This window comes from Helicobacter sp. 219-2 (genome assembly GCF_030053225.1).
GTDB lineage: Bacteria > Campylobacterota > Campylobacteria > Campylobacterales > Helicobacteraceae > Helicobacter > Helicobacter pylori_C.
Map to the genome: position 1 here is coordinate 1,444,751 of NZ_JASGBS010000001.1, position 15,045 is coordinate 1,459,795.

Annotated in this window: 18 protein-coding genes; 1 reads left to right on the top strand and 17 read right to left on the bottom strand. The window is 38.8% G+C overall.

The window, feature by feature from the left end; genetic code table 11:
- Window positions 1-11: 11 nt before the first annotated feature.
- The gene (locus P6280_RS06970) at window positions 12-143 is read right to left on the bottom strand and encodes a histidinol dehydrogenase (protein WP_212877993.1); all 132 of its coding nucleotides are present in this window, start codon (window positions 141-143) and stop codon (window positions 12-14) included.
- A gap of 540 nt (window positions 144-683) precedes the next feature.
- Here P6280_RS06970 and P6280_RS06975 point away from each other — a divergent pair.
- On the top strand, window positions 684-809 hold the full coding sequence (locus P6280_RS06975) for a hypothetical protein (RefSeq protein ID WP_283237374.1): 126 nt from the start codon (window positions 684-686) through the stop codon (window positions 807-809).
- Window positions 810-1,046: 237 nt separating this feature from the next.
- On the opposite strand, the gene P6280_RS06980 is transcribed toward P6280_RS06975, so the two are convergent.
- From P6280_RS06980 to atpD, 16 genes are all read right to left on the bottom strand, one after another.
- Window positions 1,047-1,817: an HP1117 family Sel1-like repeat protein gene (locus P6280_RS06980; protein WP_283237375.1), complete on the bottom strand. Its 771-nt coding sequence runs from the start codon at window positions 1,815-1,817 to the stop codon at window positions 1,047-1,049.
- Window positions 1,818-2,101: 284 nt separating this feature from the next.
- Window positions 2,102-3,805, bottom strand: a complete 1,704-nt coding sequence (gene ggt / locus P6280_RS06985) for a gamma-glutamyltransferase (RefSeq protein WP_052937021.1) — start codon at window positions 3,803-3,805, stop codon at window positions 2,102-2,104.
- 204 nt (window positions 3,806-4,009) lie between these two features.
- Complete coding sequence (flgK, locus tag P6280_RS06990) at window positions 4,010-5,830, bottom strand: flagellar hook-associated protein FlgK (RefSeq protein WP_283237376.1); 1,821 nt, start codon at window positions 5,828-5,830, stop codon at window positions 4,010-4,012.
- A gap of 1 nt (window position 5,831) precedes the next feature.
- Entirely contained in the window at window positions 5,832-6,266 is a 435-nt protein-coding gene (locus tag P6280_RS06995; protein ID WP_283237377.1) for a hypothetical protein, read from the bottom strand.
- A 126-nt stretch (window positions 6,267-6,392) separates the two neighbouring features.
- Window positions 6,393-7,352 carry a DNA cytosine methyltransferase gene (locus tag P6280_RS07000; protein WP_283237378.1) on the bottom strand — a complete coding sequence of 320 codons (960 nt, stop codon included), beginning with the start codon at window positions 7,350-7,352 and terminating at the stop codon, window positions 6,393-6,395.
- 137 nt (window positions 7,353-7,489) lie between these two features.
- Window positions 7,490-7,693 (bottom strand): flagellar biosynthesis anti-sigma factor FlgM, encoded by a 204-nt coding sequence (locus tag P6280_RS07005; protein WP_283237379.1) that lies wholly within the window; start codon window positions 7,691-7,693, stop codon window positions 7,490-7,492.
- A 63-nt stretch (window positions 7,694-7,756) separates the two neighbouring features.
- The gene (locus P6280_RS07010; protein ID WP_001088955.1) at window positions 7,757-7,963 is read right to left on the bottom strand and encodes a hypothetical protein; all 207 of its coding nucleotides are present in this window, start codon (window positions 7,961-7,963) and stop codon (window positions 7,757-7,759) included.
- Between the two features lie 31 nt (window positions 7,964-7,994).
- Window positions 7,995-8,552 carry an FKBP-type peptidyl-prolyl cis-trans isomerase gene (locus P6280_RS07015; protein ID WP_001179364.1) on the bottom strand — a complete coding sequence of 186 codons (558 nt, stop codon included), beginning with the start codon at window positions 8,550-8,552 and terminating at the stop codon, window positions 7,995-7,997.
- Window positions 8,539-9,534, bottom strand: a complete 996-nt coding sequence (locus P6280_RS07020; protein ID WP_283237380.1) for a tol-pal system YbgF family protein — start codon at window positions 9,532-9,534, stop codon at window positions 8,539-8,541. Before P6280_RS07020 ends, P6280_RS07015 begins: the two co-directional genes overlap by 14 nt.
- 7 nt (window positions 9,535-9,541) lie before the next feature.
- Window positions 9,542-10,081 (bottom strand): outer membrane protein Omp18, encoded by a 540-nt coding sequence (locus tag P6280_RS07025; protein WP_000831123.1) that lies wholly within the window; start codon window positions 10,079-10,081, stop codon window positions 9,542-9,544.
- A 65-nt stretch (window positions 10,082-10,146) separates the two neighbouring features.
- Window positions 10,147-11,400, bottom strand: a complete 1,254-nt coding sequence (tolB, locus tag P6280_RS07030; RefSeq protein ID WP_220907841.1) for a Tol-Pal system protein TolB — start codon at window positions 11,398-11,400, stop codon at window positions 10,147-10,149.
- Window positions 11,397-12,185: an energy transducer TonB gene (locus P6280_RS07035; protein ID WP_283237381.1), complete on the bottom strand. Its 789-nt coding sequence runs from the start codon at window positions 12,183-12,185 to the stop codon at window positions 11,397-11,399. The genes tolB and P6280_RS07035 overlap by 4 nt, the downstream gene beginning before the upstream one ends.
- A gap of 18 nt (window positions 12,186-12,203) precedes the next feature.
- A complete protein-coding gene (locus tag P6280_RS07040; RefSeq protein WP_001105106.1) occupies window positions 12,204-12,605 on the bottom strand; it encodes an ExbD/TolR family protein in 402 nt (133 codons plus the stop codon).
- Between the two features lie 52 nt (window positions 12,606-12,657).
- The gene (locus P6280_RS07045) at window positions 12,658-13,227 is read right to left on the bottom strand and encodes a MotA/TolQ/ExbB proton channel family protein (protein WP_000887311.1); all 570 of its coding nucleotides are present in this window, start codon (window positions 13,225-13,227) and stop codon (window positions 12,658-12,660) included.
- A gap of 10 nt (window positions 13,228-13,237) precedes the next feature.
- A complete protein-coding gene (gene atpC, locus P6280_RS07050) occupies window positions 13,238-13,609 on the bottom strand; it encodes an ATP synthase F1 subunit epsilon (protein ID WP_001196322.1) in 372 nt (123 codons plus the stop codon).
- A 10-nt stretch (window positions 13,610-13,619) separates the two neighbouring features.
- Complete coding sequence (gene atpD / locus P6280_RS07055; protein ID WP_283237472.1) at window positions 13,620-15,020, bottom strand: F0F1 ATP synthase subunit beta; 1,401 nt, start codon at window positions 15,018-15,020, stop codon at window positions 13,620-13,622.
- Between the last annotated feature and the right edge of the window lie 25 nt (window positions 15,021-15,045).

The window sequence follows — 15,045 nt, forward strand, 5'->3', positions numbered from 1 at the left end:
TAATTTCATTTTTAGCTTGCTCGTTTTGGCTGCCCTATCGCTTCAAGGCTTTCGGTCTTATTGATTTGATTTGTAGCATTACCTTTGGCTTCTTTTAAAAAGATTTGATGGTTCGTTAAAAGCTTGGTTGTGGTTTCTATCATTTGGTTTTCTAGCTTTTTAACCTCGCTTCTAATGTTTTTTGCTAATTAGCGTTTAGTGTATTAGTGTAGCGGTTGCTTCTTGCTGGTTGGCATGCATGCTAACAACTCGCTAAAAAGTTTTCAAATTCTTGTATTTTCGCTTTCAAGCTCTCGCCGGCTAAGCCGTTCAATGGAATTTCTTAAACTGCGATCTATTTCGTTGGCGTTTTTAAAAATCCAAACTTAAGCGCTTCTAAAACCCTAACAATCCCTTTAAGGATTAGCTGTATTTGATCCATAAAAAGCACGTTACTCTTTAAAGTGCTTTGTAATTACTTCAGTAATGCGTTAGTGGTTTCTTTTACTTCTCTTTGTTCGCTTATCTCTAAATCTAGGCAAATTAGGGCAATTCATTTGTTGGCTTCTCTATCCACCATCAAAAAATAATGCATGAAATCGTAAATGCCCTTAAATTCTTACTAAACTCGCTTGCAGAGCGGCTTCGTTTAGGGCTTAATTTCACGCCTGCGATCGGGTGCGTTTCTGTATAGCGTTCCTAAAGTGAATTTAGTCCATTGGTATTTTAACGCTCCGCTTAGAGTGGTCGCTAAACCTTGGCTTAAGTTCTTGGTGGTGGCTGGCTTTAAGCTCTCGGCGATCTTGGCGTCGTTTTTGAATAGCTTGTGAAAACCGCTCGCTATTGTTTGGAGTTGGTGAATTTAGGGGTTTGTTAAGAGAATATTTAGGCGAGACCAACAAAGCAAAGTTATAGCAAGCAATGTTTTCTGGCTAAAGTTTTTAGTATAAAGCCATCTAGCCATGAAAAATGCAATATCTTTAATCTATCGCTTCAAATCAATTGTTCAAAAAACACGCTACTTAGCATAAAACAAAAAATCCTTGAATCAAGCCCAAATTTGAGAGTTATCGGCTTGAAGTATTCTTTTTCTTACAATTTTTATCAATGTCAAAATTGCATGCTTTTTGCATGTATTCTTCAGCTTTTTGCTTATCTTTTTCCACGCCTAACCCATACCGATAAGACTCTGATAACCCTTCATAAGCCCTAGAAGAACTCATATCAGCCGCCATTTTATAATAGACAACCGCCTTATCTTTGTCTGGCTCAATACCCAATTGATCATTCCCACTATAATAAATATCCCCTAAAAGGATATAAGCTTCTACATTACCCTTATGCATCGCTTTTCTAAAGCACTCTGTCGCTTTCACATAGTTGCTTGGAACGCCCCTACCCTCCATATACATGATGCCTAAGTTTATATAGGCGTTAGTATAGCCTTTCTCTGTAGCTATTCTAAAATACTCCACGGCTTTCTTTTCGTCTTTAGGAACGCCCCTACCCTCTTTATACATCACACCTAAATTGTTATACCCTCTAGGTATGTCATTATCAACCGCTTTTTGAAAATATTCAGCCGCTTTCTTGTAATTTTTAGGCACACCCCTACCATTTTCATACATGATTCCTAAAAGAACATAAGCAAGCGGCTCGCCATTTTTAATAGCACTCTTATAAAAAGAAGCCGCTCGCTCGTATTCCTTATTATTATAGGCTTCTTCCCCTTTATAAATATAATTCCTTTTTTCTTCAAGGTGTTCTGCACCAAGAGTGCTAAATAAACACAAACCTACCAAACAAATCTTCAAGGCTAATTTGCTTGCGTATCCCATTGTTGCTCCTCTGTTACTAATAAGATCAAACATGATGTCAATAGCTACCAATCTTAAAAAAGAAACTGCATGCGTTCTAGAACCAGAAAACATTCTCAAACTCCATTCTGCATACACCATTTTAGATCTAATATCGTCTCTTGTAATGAGAGATTTTACACTATTTTTATAAATTTTAAAACTAAATTTAAGATTTTCTCGCTAAAAAGTCCCCCCCCCCCAAAAAAATAGAGAAAGATGAGAGATAAAAAGCCTGCATTCTTCAAAAAGTCAAAATTAAAAAGTTAAAATTCTTTCCTTGGATCCGTTGATCCATAGAAAACGCTCCCTTTAGTTTTAGGCAAAACTTGGATCGCATTCACATCGCCCATGACCGGCTTAGTAACGATTTGATAGCCCATTTTAGTGAGGTTATCTTTCACATCAGCGGGCATGCCAAACTTTTCAATCCTTAATTCATCAGGCAACCATTGCATGTGGAATCTAGGGGCTGAGACCGCTTCAGAAATATTCATATTGTAATCAATGACATTGGAAATCACTTGCAACACTGTAGTGATAATCCTAGACCCTCCAGGGCTTCCTACCACCATGAAAACCTTATTGTTTTTCAACACAATCGTAGGCGACATGGAGCTTAAAGGGCGCTTATTGGCTTCAATCGCATTCGCATCGCCCCCTACTAAACCATAGAGATTAGGATTTCCTGGCTTTATGGAAAAATCATCCATTTCATTGTTCAATAAAAATCCTGCCCCATCAATACTAGCAGCGCTTCCATAAGAAGCGTTAATGGTGTAAGTAACGCTGACTGCATTCCCCCACCTGTCCGCTACAGAATAATGCGTGGTATTGCTCCCCTCATGCAACTGCCCCATTCCTGGTTTGATTTGAGAGCTTGGCGTAACCGTATCTGGCTGGATAGTGTCAAAAATCTTTTTGGCATACGCCTTATTAATCAATTTATCCACCGGCACTGAAACAAAATCAGCGTCTCCCATATAAACCGATCTGTCCGCATAAGCTTGACGCATCGCTTCTGCAGCGATATGGATATTCTTAGAAGCCCCATACCCAAGGGCGCTTAAATCCGCATTTTCCATGACATTTAAAATCTGGATCAAATGCGTGCCTCCTGAACTTGGCGGCGACATAGAAATGATCTTATACCCACGATAACTCCCCACCACAGGTTTGCGCCATTTCACATTGTAACTGGCTAAATCTTCTTTAGTGATAATCCCTCCATTTTTTTTCATGTCTTTCTCAATAAGCTCAGCGACTTGCCCTTGATAAAAGCCTTTAGCGCCTAGCGTTTTGATTTGATTCAAAGTCTTGGCTAAATCTTTTTGGACAAACAAATCCCCTTCTTGATAATCAAGATGCCCTTTTTTAAAAAAATACTTTTTGCTAGAACTGTATTTTAAAAACCGCTCCCTTGCTTCTTTTAGGGTTTCTGCTTGTCTTTGTGAAATCGCATAACCATTTTCAGCCAATTTAATGGCAGGATCAATGAGTTGCGATAGTTTTTTTGTGCCGTATTTTTTCAACATCGCTTCCATGCCCGCCACCGTTCCAGGAACCCCAGCCGCCAAATAGCCATCTTCGCTGAGTTTAGGGACTACATTGCCTTGCTTGTCTAAAAACATGTTCTTGGTGGCTTTTAAGGGGGCTTTTTCTCTAAAATCTAAGGCAACATTTTCACCATTAGCCAAATGGATAACCGCAAAACCCCCACCACCAATATTGCCTGCTGCAGGATGGACGACCGCTAGCGCAAAACCTATCGCTACCGCCGCATCAATCGCATTGCCCCCATCTTCTAAAACCTTTTGCCCGATCTCACTAGCTAGCGGGTGGCTAGAAAGGGCTAAGCCTACTTTAGTGTTTTTAATAGGGGGGTAACTCGCCGCGCTCAAAGGGCTTAACAAACCCAAAGAGAACGCTATCACGCCCAAGCCAATCGTTTTCAAAAAACTCCGTCTCATCTGTTTTCCTTTCAATCAACAATAATCGTTATTATAACACAAGCTTTACAAAACACCCTCTCGCTTATAGCTTATATGGTGCTATTAACCATTATCGTTTGAGTGTTGGTTATAAAAAAGGCTCAAAATGAGTTTTAAAATAAACAGAGTTTAAAAAATAAGTTAAATAAGGCCTATTTGATAAAAACGCTATTGGTAGAAAACTTATTGTTTAATCCCTAATAGAGTGTCTATCATCCGATCAATGGTGCTAATGACTTTAGCGTTAGCCGCATAGCCGCTTTGAAACTTGATTAAATTCACCATTTCTTCATCCACGCTCACTTGCGAAATAGAGAGTTGCTCTTTTTTAATGGTTTCTAACATGCTCTTTTTAGTGTCCAAAATACGCCCTGATTTTTCAGCATCCGTATTGATTTTACCGGTTAAAAATTGATAAAACTCGCTGATTTTCATTGGTTTAATATCAAACTTGTCGTTATAAAAATCCACGCTATCGTATTGTAATTGCTGCATCATGTTCGCCACATCAAAATTCCCATTAATGGGGGCAAGCCATGGGCGGATAGTGGTAGGCTCTTTTTTGTATTCTTTATTCAAGCTGATATTAGAAGCGTCATCGCCTTGAAAAAAAGGGTTGAGCTTTAAGGCTCCCATAAAATTCGTGCCGTTATCTTTCATAGAGACAAACAACCCTTGCGAAGCGTTTTTAGGCTGGATAACAAACTTTTTAGTCTCATTGTTAAAGCTCGCCGTGAAATAATCATCAAAATCGTTTTCGGTGTTATTGTCTTGATTGTCATCAGTGTTAGCGTTAATGGCTTGGATAATATCGTTCATGGTTGTAATGGGCGTGATAGCAATGGTTTTTCTAGCGATTTCTTTACCATCGGTGTTGTAAGCGATCAAGTCAAACGAGCCGTTTTTGATATTGTAATTGGTGTCTTTAAAGACTTCATCGCTATTGAACTCCACCGGCTCGCCCTCAACATGATGACTCGCGCTTTGAGCGTAAATCGCATTAGTGGATTCTATCAAGCCCCTAGCAAAAGAATCCAACAAATCAATATAATCTTGCAATTTGCCCTTTGAAGTCCCGTTAGAGCCGTCATTATACACATCCAATAACGCTCCCACTTTTCCCTGATTGAGCTTGTCAGTAATATTAGTAACCTTAAAATCATCGCTTTGAAAATAAATCTGGTTCAAACCCCCTTTATTTTCGGACTCTTTAACCACTAAAGGATGGAAAATAGAGCCATCAATAATATTGAACCCATGCCCGATATTAAGGTTATAGCTCTCATCAAAATCCGCTGAGTCTTTATCGGTGAGCGAGCTAGTCTTGATACTACTTTTAAAAACGTTCCCCCCTAAAAGCTCTCGCAAATGGAATTCCAACTCATCTCGCTTATCCCTTAATTCATTCGCATGCTTTAAGCTTTTGTTATTTTCCACTTCTTTAATGCGTTTATTGATCTCAGCGATTTGAGAACCCAAGCTATTGACTTCTTTAATCACGCTTTTTAATTCTTCACTCGCCTTATGCTGTAAGGTCGTTAATCTTTCTCTAGTGTCTTTAATGTTGTGCGTTAAAGCTTCTGTTTTTTGCGCAAGGGCTTGTTTTTGAGCGGAGTCTTTAGCGTTTTTAGACAATTCTTTCCATGAGTTGAAATAATCTTGCAAATCCGTAAAAAGACTCGCTTCATCAATGTCCGGAAAATACGCGCTCGCTTCTTTCAAATGCGAAAACTCTGTATCGTAATAGGTGTTTTCGTAATTAGCCTTCGTGTAGCGAGAAAAAACAAACTCATCATGCACCCTTTCAATGGCTTCTACATCCACGCCCATATTCACATTTTTAGTGCCATACATGTAAGCCTCTTGGGGCTTTGCAATCACGCGTTGACGGCTATAAAATTCATCGCTGGCGTTAGAAATATTATTCCCCGTAACATCCACCATGCTTTGATGGGCTTGCAAACCGGTGTAAGAAGTGTTGAGTGAAGATAAGATTCCGCCCATTTTACGCCTGCACTCTCAAAAAATGGCTCCCCACATGCCTAGAGCCTTTATAATCGCAAGTGTCATGGGGAATGATTTGTTGGATGAGCGAAGAATAAAACTCAGAAACCGCAAACGCCACGCGCGAATAAATCAAGTTTTTTTCTTTCAAAACAAGCAAGGACTCTCGCATTTGGTTTAAAAAATCGCTCGTTTTTTCGTCTAATAATTCACTCATTTCTTTATTAGGGAATTGGTTTTTTAAAGACAACATTTGCGCATCTATATTCGCTTTTTCTTTTTCAAAAGCTTGAATCGCTAGCTGTTTTTGATGGTTTCTTTCAAAAATTTCGGCGTGTTTAGCGAGCTTAATGTCTCTTATATCGCGCTCCGTTAAATCAATCAACGCTTTCAATTGGTTGAGCGCGTTTTCTAAATGAGAATGTAAAACGACCATAACAAATCCTTTAGCTCTTGTTTCAGCCGTATTCAAGCAAATACTATGCCATTTTATTTGATGATAAAACCCATTTTTTTAAGGGGATAGGGGGTATTTTGGAATCATTCTCCCCTTAAAGCTCCCTTATTGAATCGCCTTTAACATTTGTTTAGTGATTGCAGCAATCACATTCACGCTCATCGCATTCCCTGCTTGGGATAGCAAATGGCTTTCTTTGAAGTTAGGATTATCTTTAATCTTAGCGATCAAATCCCTAGAAAATCCTTGTAAAAGCAGGCTTTCAATAGCGTTCAATCTTTTGATCTTGCCTTTTTGGGCATAAAACAAACCATGCCGAGAAGTCCTTAAAGTAGGAAAAACATTAAAATACAGCCTCAAATCAGATTGTCTTGTGTCTAAAACGGCGTTTTCTAAAGTTAAGATATTCTCTAAAAAAACCCGGTTATGGTTGTATTGGTTATGCAAGTATCTTTGAAATGCAGCGTTATTGGTATCCAAATAGCATTCATTATCAGCATCTAAAAAATCCTTGAAACAATAATCATTGGCTAAACCTAAAGGGAAATTAAACGGGTGTTTCAAATCCTTCCTAAACCCTACGATATAAAGGCGTTCTCTCTTTTGGGCTAATTGGAAATCAGCGCTGTTTAAAATTTGATAATAAGTTGTATAGCCCGCTTCTTGCAAGGCTTTAACAATGGTTTTAAAAGTTTCTTGTTGCTTATGGTTGATCAAGCCCTTAACATTTTCAAGCAAGAAACATTTGGGCTGTTTGACTTTTAAAATGCGAATAAGCCCATAAATAATAGTCCCTCTTTCATCTTCAAGCCCCTTCCTTTTGCCATTGATAGAAAAAGCTTGACAAGGAAACCCGCTAATGAGCACATCAAAATCGGGTAAATCATTAGGGTTGATTCGCATCAAATCCCCAAAATTATGGGTATCTTTAAAAAATAATTCATAAGTTCTAAGGGCTTCATGATTGATTTCTGCATGCCCTACGCATTTTAAATGGCATTGCTCCAAGCCCAAACGGCCTCCACCAATACCAGAACAAAAATCCATAAAAGTTAAAATTCCCAATCAATCATTCCTAACACACAACAAAAACATGCCCTATTTAAGAGAGCAAAAAACTCAAAACATAAAGAAACTAAAATTTAATGAAAAACAAAACGACAGCAAGAATAAACCCCCCTAGAAATGAAGCCCTTAAACCCCTAGCCTATCCCCAATAAATCCTGTGCCATTTTGTGAGAAGTCTCATGCAAGTTGATTTTATACTGGTTGTTTTCAATAGCTTGCTTGATTTCAGCTACCCTATCAAGAGCGATCTCGCTATTTTCAACTTTTTCATTCCTTTCCACACGCTTGTAATTCCCCAAAGATTGCACCGGAGCAAGAGAAGAAACGGCATTGATCATTGTAAAATCCTTTAATTTGATATTCATTCCATTACAGCAAGTATCGGCAAAAAAGAAAAAAAGTTAATGGATCTTTGAAATCTGTTTTTGCAATTCCTTACCAAATTTCTTGGTGGTGGTGATGGGTTTTTTTCCGGTTTCTGCCACAGAGCCAAAAGATTGCGATTGCAAACTTTTAAACATAAAAAACATCAAAAAAATTAAAATATAACAAAACAAAAAAAAGCAAATGGTAGGGAACAGCCAATTTTTGAGATTAGAACTATTCATGACCTTGCCTTTTAAATATTCCTATACCCTACTACCCATGCGAGCATGAGCAACCACAGCCCCCACCTTTCTTTCCGCCATGACCCCCATGAGTGCCACAGCAACCTGTCCCACCGCCATGGTGTGAAGCTAAAATTTCTTCTTCGCTCACTTCCCTAAAACCTAAAACCTTGAAACGAAACGCTAAAGTTTTCCCAGCTAACGGGTGGTTATAATCCACCATCACATGCGTGTTGCTAAAGTCTTTGATGGTGGCTTGAATGGTTTGATGGTCTTCAGTTTGCCCAAAAACGCTCATGCCTTTTTCTAATTCAATGCCTTCAAATTGATCTCTAGGGACTTCTTGCAAATAGCTGCTTTCATAAACCCCATAAGCTTCTTCTGGAGCGACAACAACCTCTTCCCACTCGCCAATTTGAGCCTTTAATACCGCTTTTTCCAACCCTGCTATGATTTGATTAGCGCCTATAATAAACTCTAAAGGCTCTTTAGAAATATTGCTGTCTAGCACAACGCTAGACCCCTGCTCCCTCACTTCATATTCAATCAAAGCGGCTTGTTTGACTGACTCTAAATCATGGTTTTGCATGATGGTATTTCTCCTTGTTTTCTAAGATTTTTTTTGCCATTTTAGCTTGTTCGCTTGAAGGATACAAGTGTTGCAAAGTGTTTAAAAATTTATAATAGTTTTGATCGTCCTTGATTTTTTTAAACGACCATGCCGTATGCCACAAAAGCACAGGCATGTAAGACGCTTTTTTATTTAAAAGAGCGCTCTCTTTGTAATACTTGATCGCTTCTCTATACTTTTTTTCCCCATAAGCCACTTCTCCAAGCACATAACGCACATAATAAAGGCGGTAACTATTGGCTTCTAACCACAACAAACGCTCTCTGGCTTCTGCATAGGATTTATTTTTAAAAAAAGACAGAGCTTCTTGAAAAATCTCTTTTTGCTTAGACAAGTCTTTATCAAACTCAATTTTCGCCTTTTCTTGAGTTTTTCTCTCTTGATTTTTTGGGGATTCGGCTTTCAAAGGGGGGTTTTTATTAGCCGGAGCGCTTGATTTGAGCGGCTTTTCAGCTTTTTCCTCTTGTTCTTTGAGAGCTTTTTGGATCAAGGCGATTTGTGAAACCAAATCCTGGCTTAACTTGGTCAATAATTCACTCATCTCTTTATTTTGCTTGTCTAACTGCTGGATAGCTTGCTGGTTAGCGTGAATCTCATTCCTCAAATCCTCTAAAGTTTGCGATTGCTGCTTTAATGCGTTAGCCTGCACTTCTTGCGAAGCTTTTAAGGCTCGCAAGGATTCTTCTTGGGAAAGGATAGCGTTATTGAGATCTTTAATCTTATTAGCCTGCCCTTCATAAACGCTCCTTAAACCCTCTTGAGCTTGAGTGTTAGCCTCTACTTGCGAATGGATTTTGGTCAAAATATTAGAAAAATTCTTACTATTGACTTGCAACTGCTTGAGTTCTTTTTTGGTAGCTCCGCTTTGCAAATCAAACGCTGAAGGCTCCCCATTGAGAAAAAAGGGAGCGATAAAAGGGATAAAAAAAAACCTTTTCATCCTAGAATTACTTCACTAATTTGACATCCACTCTTCTGTTTTCTCTGTAGCATTCTCTAGTTTTTTGAGTGCATTTGGGTTTGGTTTCACCAAAACTGATGGTTTTAATCATATCTTTTTCTACCCCCTTAATGACTAAAGCGTTTTTCACGCTCAAAGTCCTTTTAACGCCAAGCGCTTGGTTGTATTCGCTAGAGCCAAATTCATCGGTATTGCCTTCCAAAAGCACTTGCATGTGGTTTTCTTTAGCTTTTTGCACGATCTCATCTAAAGTCTCTTGATCGGATTCTTTGATCTCATACTTGTCAAAATCAAAATAAATAGAAGCGATTATAGTCCCGCTCTCAACAGCCGGCTTTTCTTCAACCACTGGAGCTGGCTCTTGTTTAGGCTCTTGTTTTTCTTGAACTGTCTCTGTAGAAACAGGTGCGCTTTGAACCGCTTTAGCGCTCACATCACCAGCCACGGTTTCTTTATCCATGTTGTGTTTACAACCAGCTATGAATAAAAAAGCCACCAAGAAACTAAATACAGAAGATCTTTTCATTATAAATTCTCCAAGAATAAAATTTAATAAATGTCAATATTAACTCATATTCGCTTAATCTAACCTTACCAATCAAAGGCTTGTATTTTCACATTCTTTAAAGGGAATAAAAAACTCTGATTATAGTCTAGTAAAATAAGCCCCATGGCGTATTCTTGGGGTGTCTTTTTGATATACATGATATTTCTCCCATCCATAGAAAAACGAGGCATCTGGTTAGAGCCATTCACGGTAAGCCTACGGATATACTTGCTGTTTAGAGTGATCAAATTCAAATTAAACACCGTTTTGCCAAATTCATTAAGATTTTCCCTGCTCACATACACAATGCTATCTTTATAAGCGTCAATGGATTCATTGCTTCTTCCTTCATAAAGGAGTTGCTCCGCGCTCTCTTTTAACCCCAATTTCTTCATATAGATGTTAGGATAACCGGATCTATCTGAAACAAAAGCCATAGACTTGTCATCTTCTAAGAACACTCCTGAGACATCTATCCCAGGATAGCGCGTTATTTTGGTTTTCGTTTTTTTATGCGTGTCATACAAATACACATCCGGTTGGCCATCAGGGGCTAAAGACATTAAAATTTTAGAGCCATCAGAACTCACGCTAGAAACCACAGCCATTCCTTGAGAACTAGCGATATTCTCATGAGTGGCTTTTTGAATGTTGTATTTTAAAATCATGGGCGTTCTTTCGCCATATTGCGTGTAATAAAACTCCGTTTGCTCAGCGTTCGCCCATTTAGGGAAAATATTGAGCCTGTTGTTTTTGATGATTTCTTTTTGATAACGCATCGTATAATCGGCTAAGGCGATGTTTGTGATTCCTGGTCCAATGTATTTAGAAAAAACAATGAGGCGCTTCATCCAAGCGATAGAAGGGGCTTTTAAATAATCATTCACCACAATGGCCATGTTGTGTGCTGCAAAAGGGTATAAATCTGAACTTAAAATGGGGTAGTCAAAAGTCTTTTTGAGCGTTTCTGTATCCACATCATAAAGCCTTAATCGTGAAATTTTATTGCCGTTTTCTACCGCCACACTCACAAGCGCTACAAGATGGATTTTTTTATCCTTGAGTTCTGCGTAATTGATAGCGCCTTGCTCCTTGTTTTGAGAAACATCAAAATGCTGGCTGGTCTTTAAATCATTCGCCAAGACTTCATGCAATTTTAAAGCGTAATTGGCATCGTTATCTATAGAATAGCGCACTTCAATCTTAGGAAGTTTTTGAATGGTTTTAATAATATCTAGTGTTTTATCTGTTGCAAAAAGCCCTATAGTGTGTATTAAAAAAAGCCATAAATACCTCATTGTTCTTCCTTAGTGGTGAAATTAACTTTAATAGAAACCATGTTTCCTCCAGGATATGGGGGAAAATCCACTTTCTTTAAATCATTTAAAAGGGTCATCACGCTCTTGTTATAATCCTTAAAATCGGAGTAGCTAAGAATGGTATAATCAAACTCTCCATCTTTAGTGATCATAATCAGTACGCTCACTGAAGCCTTGTGGTAAAAAACCCCTTTCCAACCTTTATATAAAATCTGATAGATTTGAGCATACCACTCTTGATAGGCTTTTTCATCAACCCCATCTTGTTTAGGGATTTGCAAATCTAAAGTCTTGTTTTTAACGCTTTCTAGTTTTTGTGCAAATTGATCTAAATTCTGTTGCAAACCTTTCAACATTTCTTGATTTTTTTGGTTTTTTCTCAAGCGTTGCTGTTCTTTTAAACGCCTTTGCTCTTCTTCTTGCTCATTTTTTTGCTCATCTTTTTGAGCGTTTGTGTCTGTCTTTTCTTGAAAATCATTGAGTGAAGAAAAAATATTTTCAAGACTTTCTTCTTGTTCTTTAGGATCAATAAAATCGCCCTCCTTATCAGTTGCATTTTTTTCAACTACTTTTTCATCTTTTTTTTCATCGCTTGGCAAATCTTCTAAATTCAAATCAATGATTTGTTCGTTTTTTTTGCCCAAATCCAAAAGAATTTTCTCCGCTTCTTCATTGTGTCTTTCTAGCAACAAACCATACAACAACAAAGCATAGAGCAAGAACGCTAAGAAGCCAGAAACAACAAAGATCGCGCTCTTACTCATGCAAATTAGCCCTACTTTTTAAGGACTTGTGATTAAAGAAACTTTTAAAAAACCCGCTTCTTTAATCGTTTTTAACAAATAAATCACTTTATCATAAGTCAATCGTTTGTCCGCACGGATACTAACTCTAGTATCTTTATCGTATTTCTTAGAAAGCAAGTTAAAAGTATCCGGGAAAGAGTTGTATTCATAGGTTTGACTATCTATATAGATTTTGGCGTCTTTATCCATGCGGATCTCTATCATTTTATCTTGAGTGGCTCTAGCAGTTTTTGAGCCAGAAGGCAAAGCAATCTCTTCTTTATAAGTAAGAGTGGGTGTTGTTACCATAAGAATAGCCAATAAAACAAGCATCACATCCACTAAGGGCGTGATATTGAGTTCTGGTTTGTCCTCATCCCAATAGTTATCATAATTCATAAAAACCTTCTAACTCCCTATTTAAGATATTTATACAATCCCCTTAAAAGCTTTATTTTTTAGAAGACAAAATATCCACTTGCATCTGCACATAAACCGATAAATCATACACCTTGCGCTTTAAAATCAAGTAAAAAGAATAGGCTGGAATGGCCGCTAAAATCCCTGCAGCGGTAGCGATAAGAGCCTTAGAAATAATGGGTGCAATCACCCCAAAAGAAGCTTGACCTAACGCACCCAAATTGTTAAACGCTTCTAAAATTTCAACCACCGTTCCAAACAAACCAATAAAGGGGGCTGTAGAAGAGATAATGCTCAATACCACTAAACCTGTCGTGCTTTGCTTAAGAACCTGGTGTTTCCAAGCCTGCAACAATTCATTAGAATACCTTTTGGTTTCATCATTTCTTTTTTTATTAAACATGAAATGCTCTGGAGCGTCTTGCACCCCATTAAGAATGTTAGATAAAGATTGCATCTCGTGCTTGAGTTCAATCTTTAACACAATGCTTTTATACAAAAAGACCCATAAAGTCATCACCAAATAAAGCGAAATCCAAACTAACACAAGCGTGGTAACAAACCCGCTCTTATTGAAAAAATAAACGATTGAATCTAACATGATTATCCCCTTAAAGAGACTCAATCTTAGCAAGCACGCTAGAGACCGCTAACCTGTCAGAGCTTGCGTCCTCTAAAAGCTTTTTAGCCCTAGAGATAGCATCATCTCTATCGTCTGATCCTTTTTTAATAAAGACCGCCCCATCGGCTAAAATATCCACCCGTTCTTTAGTAACTTCTGCATAACCCCAATTGATCGCAATGTGCTCTTTTTGGTTTTCCGTTTCAATTTCAATCACTCCAGCTTGAAGCAAAGTGATCATGTTGCTATGCCCATAAAGCACCCCAAATTCCCCTTCAACTCCTGGCAACACAACGCTTTTAACCTCTCCTGTATAAACTTCCCCCTCAGGAACTACCACACTAATTTTCAACAAAGCCATGGCAAAACCTTTAGGAATTTTTCATGTTTTTAGCTTTTTCTAAAACCTCTTGAATGTTGCCCACCATGTAAAACGCGTTTTCAGGAATGTGATCGTATTTACCCTCTAAAATCCCTCCAAAGCCCTCTAAAGTCTCTTGAAGAGTCACATACTTACCAGGACTTCCTGTAAACACTTCAGCCACAAAAAACGGCTGGGATAAAAACTTCTCAATTTTTCTGGCCCTCTCAACAATCTTTTTATCCTCTTCGCTCAATTCGTCTAATCCCAAAATCGCAATAATGTCTTGCAAATCCTTATATTTTTGCAAAACCTGCTGGATACCGGTAGCGATTTCATAGTGCTTCTCGCCGATCATTTGAGGGCTTAAAATCCTTGAAGTGGAATCCAAAGGATCCACCGCCGGATAAATCCCTTTTTCAGCGATCTTTCTATTTAATACCGTAGTCGCATCTAAATGCGCAAACACTGAAGCAGGGGCTGGGTCAGTCAAGTCATCTGCTGGCACATACACCGCTTGAACCGAAGTGATAGAGCCATTTTTAGTGGAAGCGATACGCTCTTGAAGTTTCCCCATTTCCCCGGCTAGCGTGGGCTGATACCCCACGGCTGAAGGGATACGGCCTAATAGCGCACTCATTTCCGCACCGCTTTGAGCGTATCTAAAGATGTTGTCAATAAACATCAACACATCTAAGCCCTTTTCATCACGAAAATACTCTGCCATCGTCAAGCCGGTGAATGCAATGCGGTTTCTCGCACCTGGTGGCTCATTCATTTGCCCATAGCACAGCGCGACTTTGTCTAAAACGCCCCCTTCTTTCATCTCAAAATACAGATCATTCCCTTCTCTGGTGCGCTCCCCCACACCTGCAAACACCGAATACCCATTATGCTTATAAGCCACATTATGGATAAGCTCCATAATGATCACCGTTTTCCCTACGCCAGCCCCACCAAACAAGCCTACCTTACCGCCCTTAGAATAAGGGGCTAGTAAGTCAATGACTTTGATACCGGTTTCAAACATTTCTGTTTTAGTGCTTTGTTGCTCAAAACTAGGGGCTTTTCTGTGAATGGGCCAAGTTAAGGACGGCTTAAGAGGCTCTAAATTGTCAATACTCTCGCCCACAACATTAAAAATGCGCCCTAACACTTCTTCGCCCACAGGCACTTCAATCATTTTTCCACGAGCTTTGACGGCTTGGTTACGCACTAAGCCTTCTGTCATATCCATAGCAATCGCTCGCACCCGATTACCGCCCAAATGGGCTGCCACCTCTAAAACTAAAGATTTTTGAGTGCCATTGACTTCAAAATTAATGTCTAACGCTTCAAAAATCGCCGGTAGATAGGACTCAAACTCTATATCTACCACCGGGCCCAAAACCTGAATGATTTTACCTTCCATCGCTTTCATCGCTCCTTAAATGTAA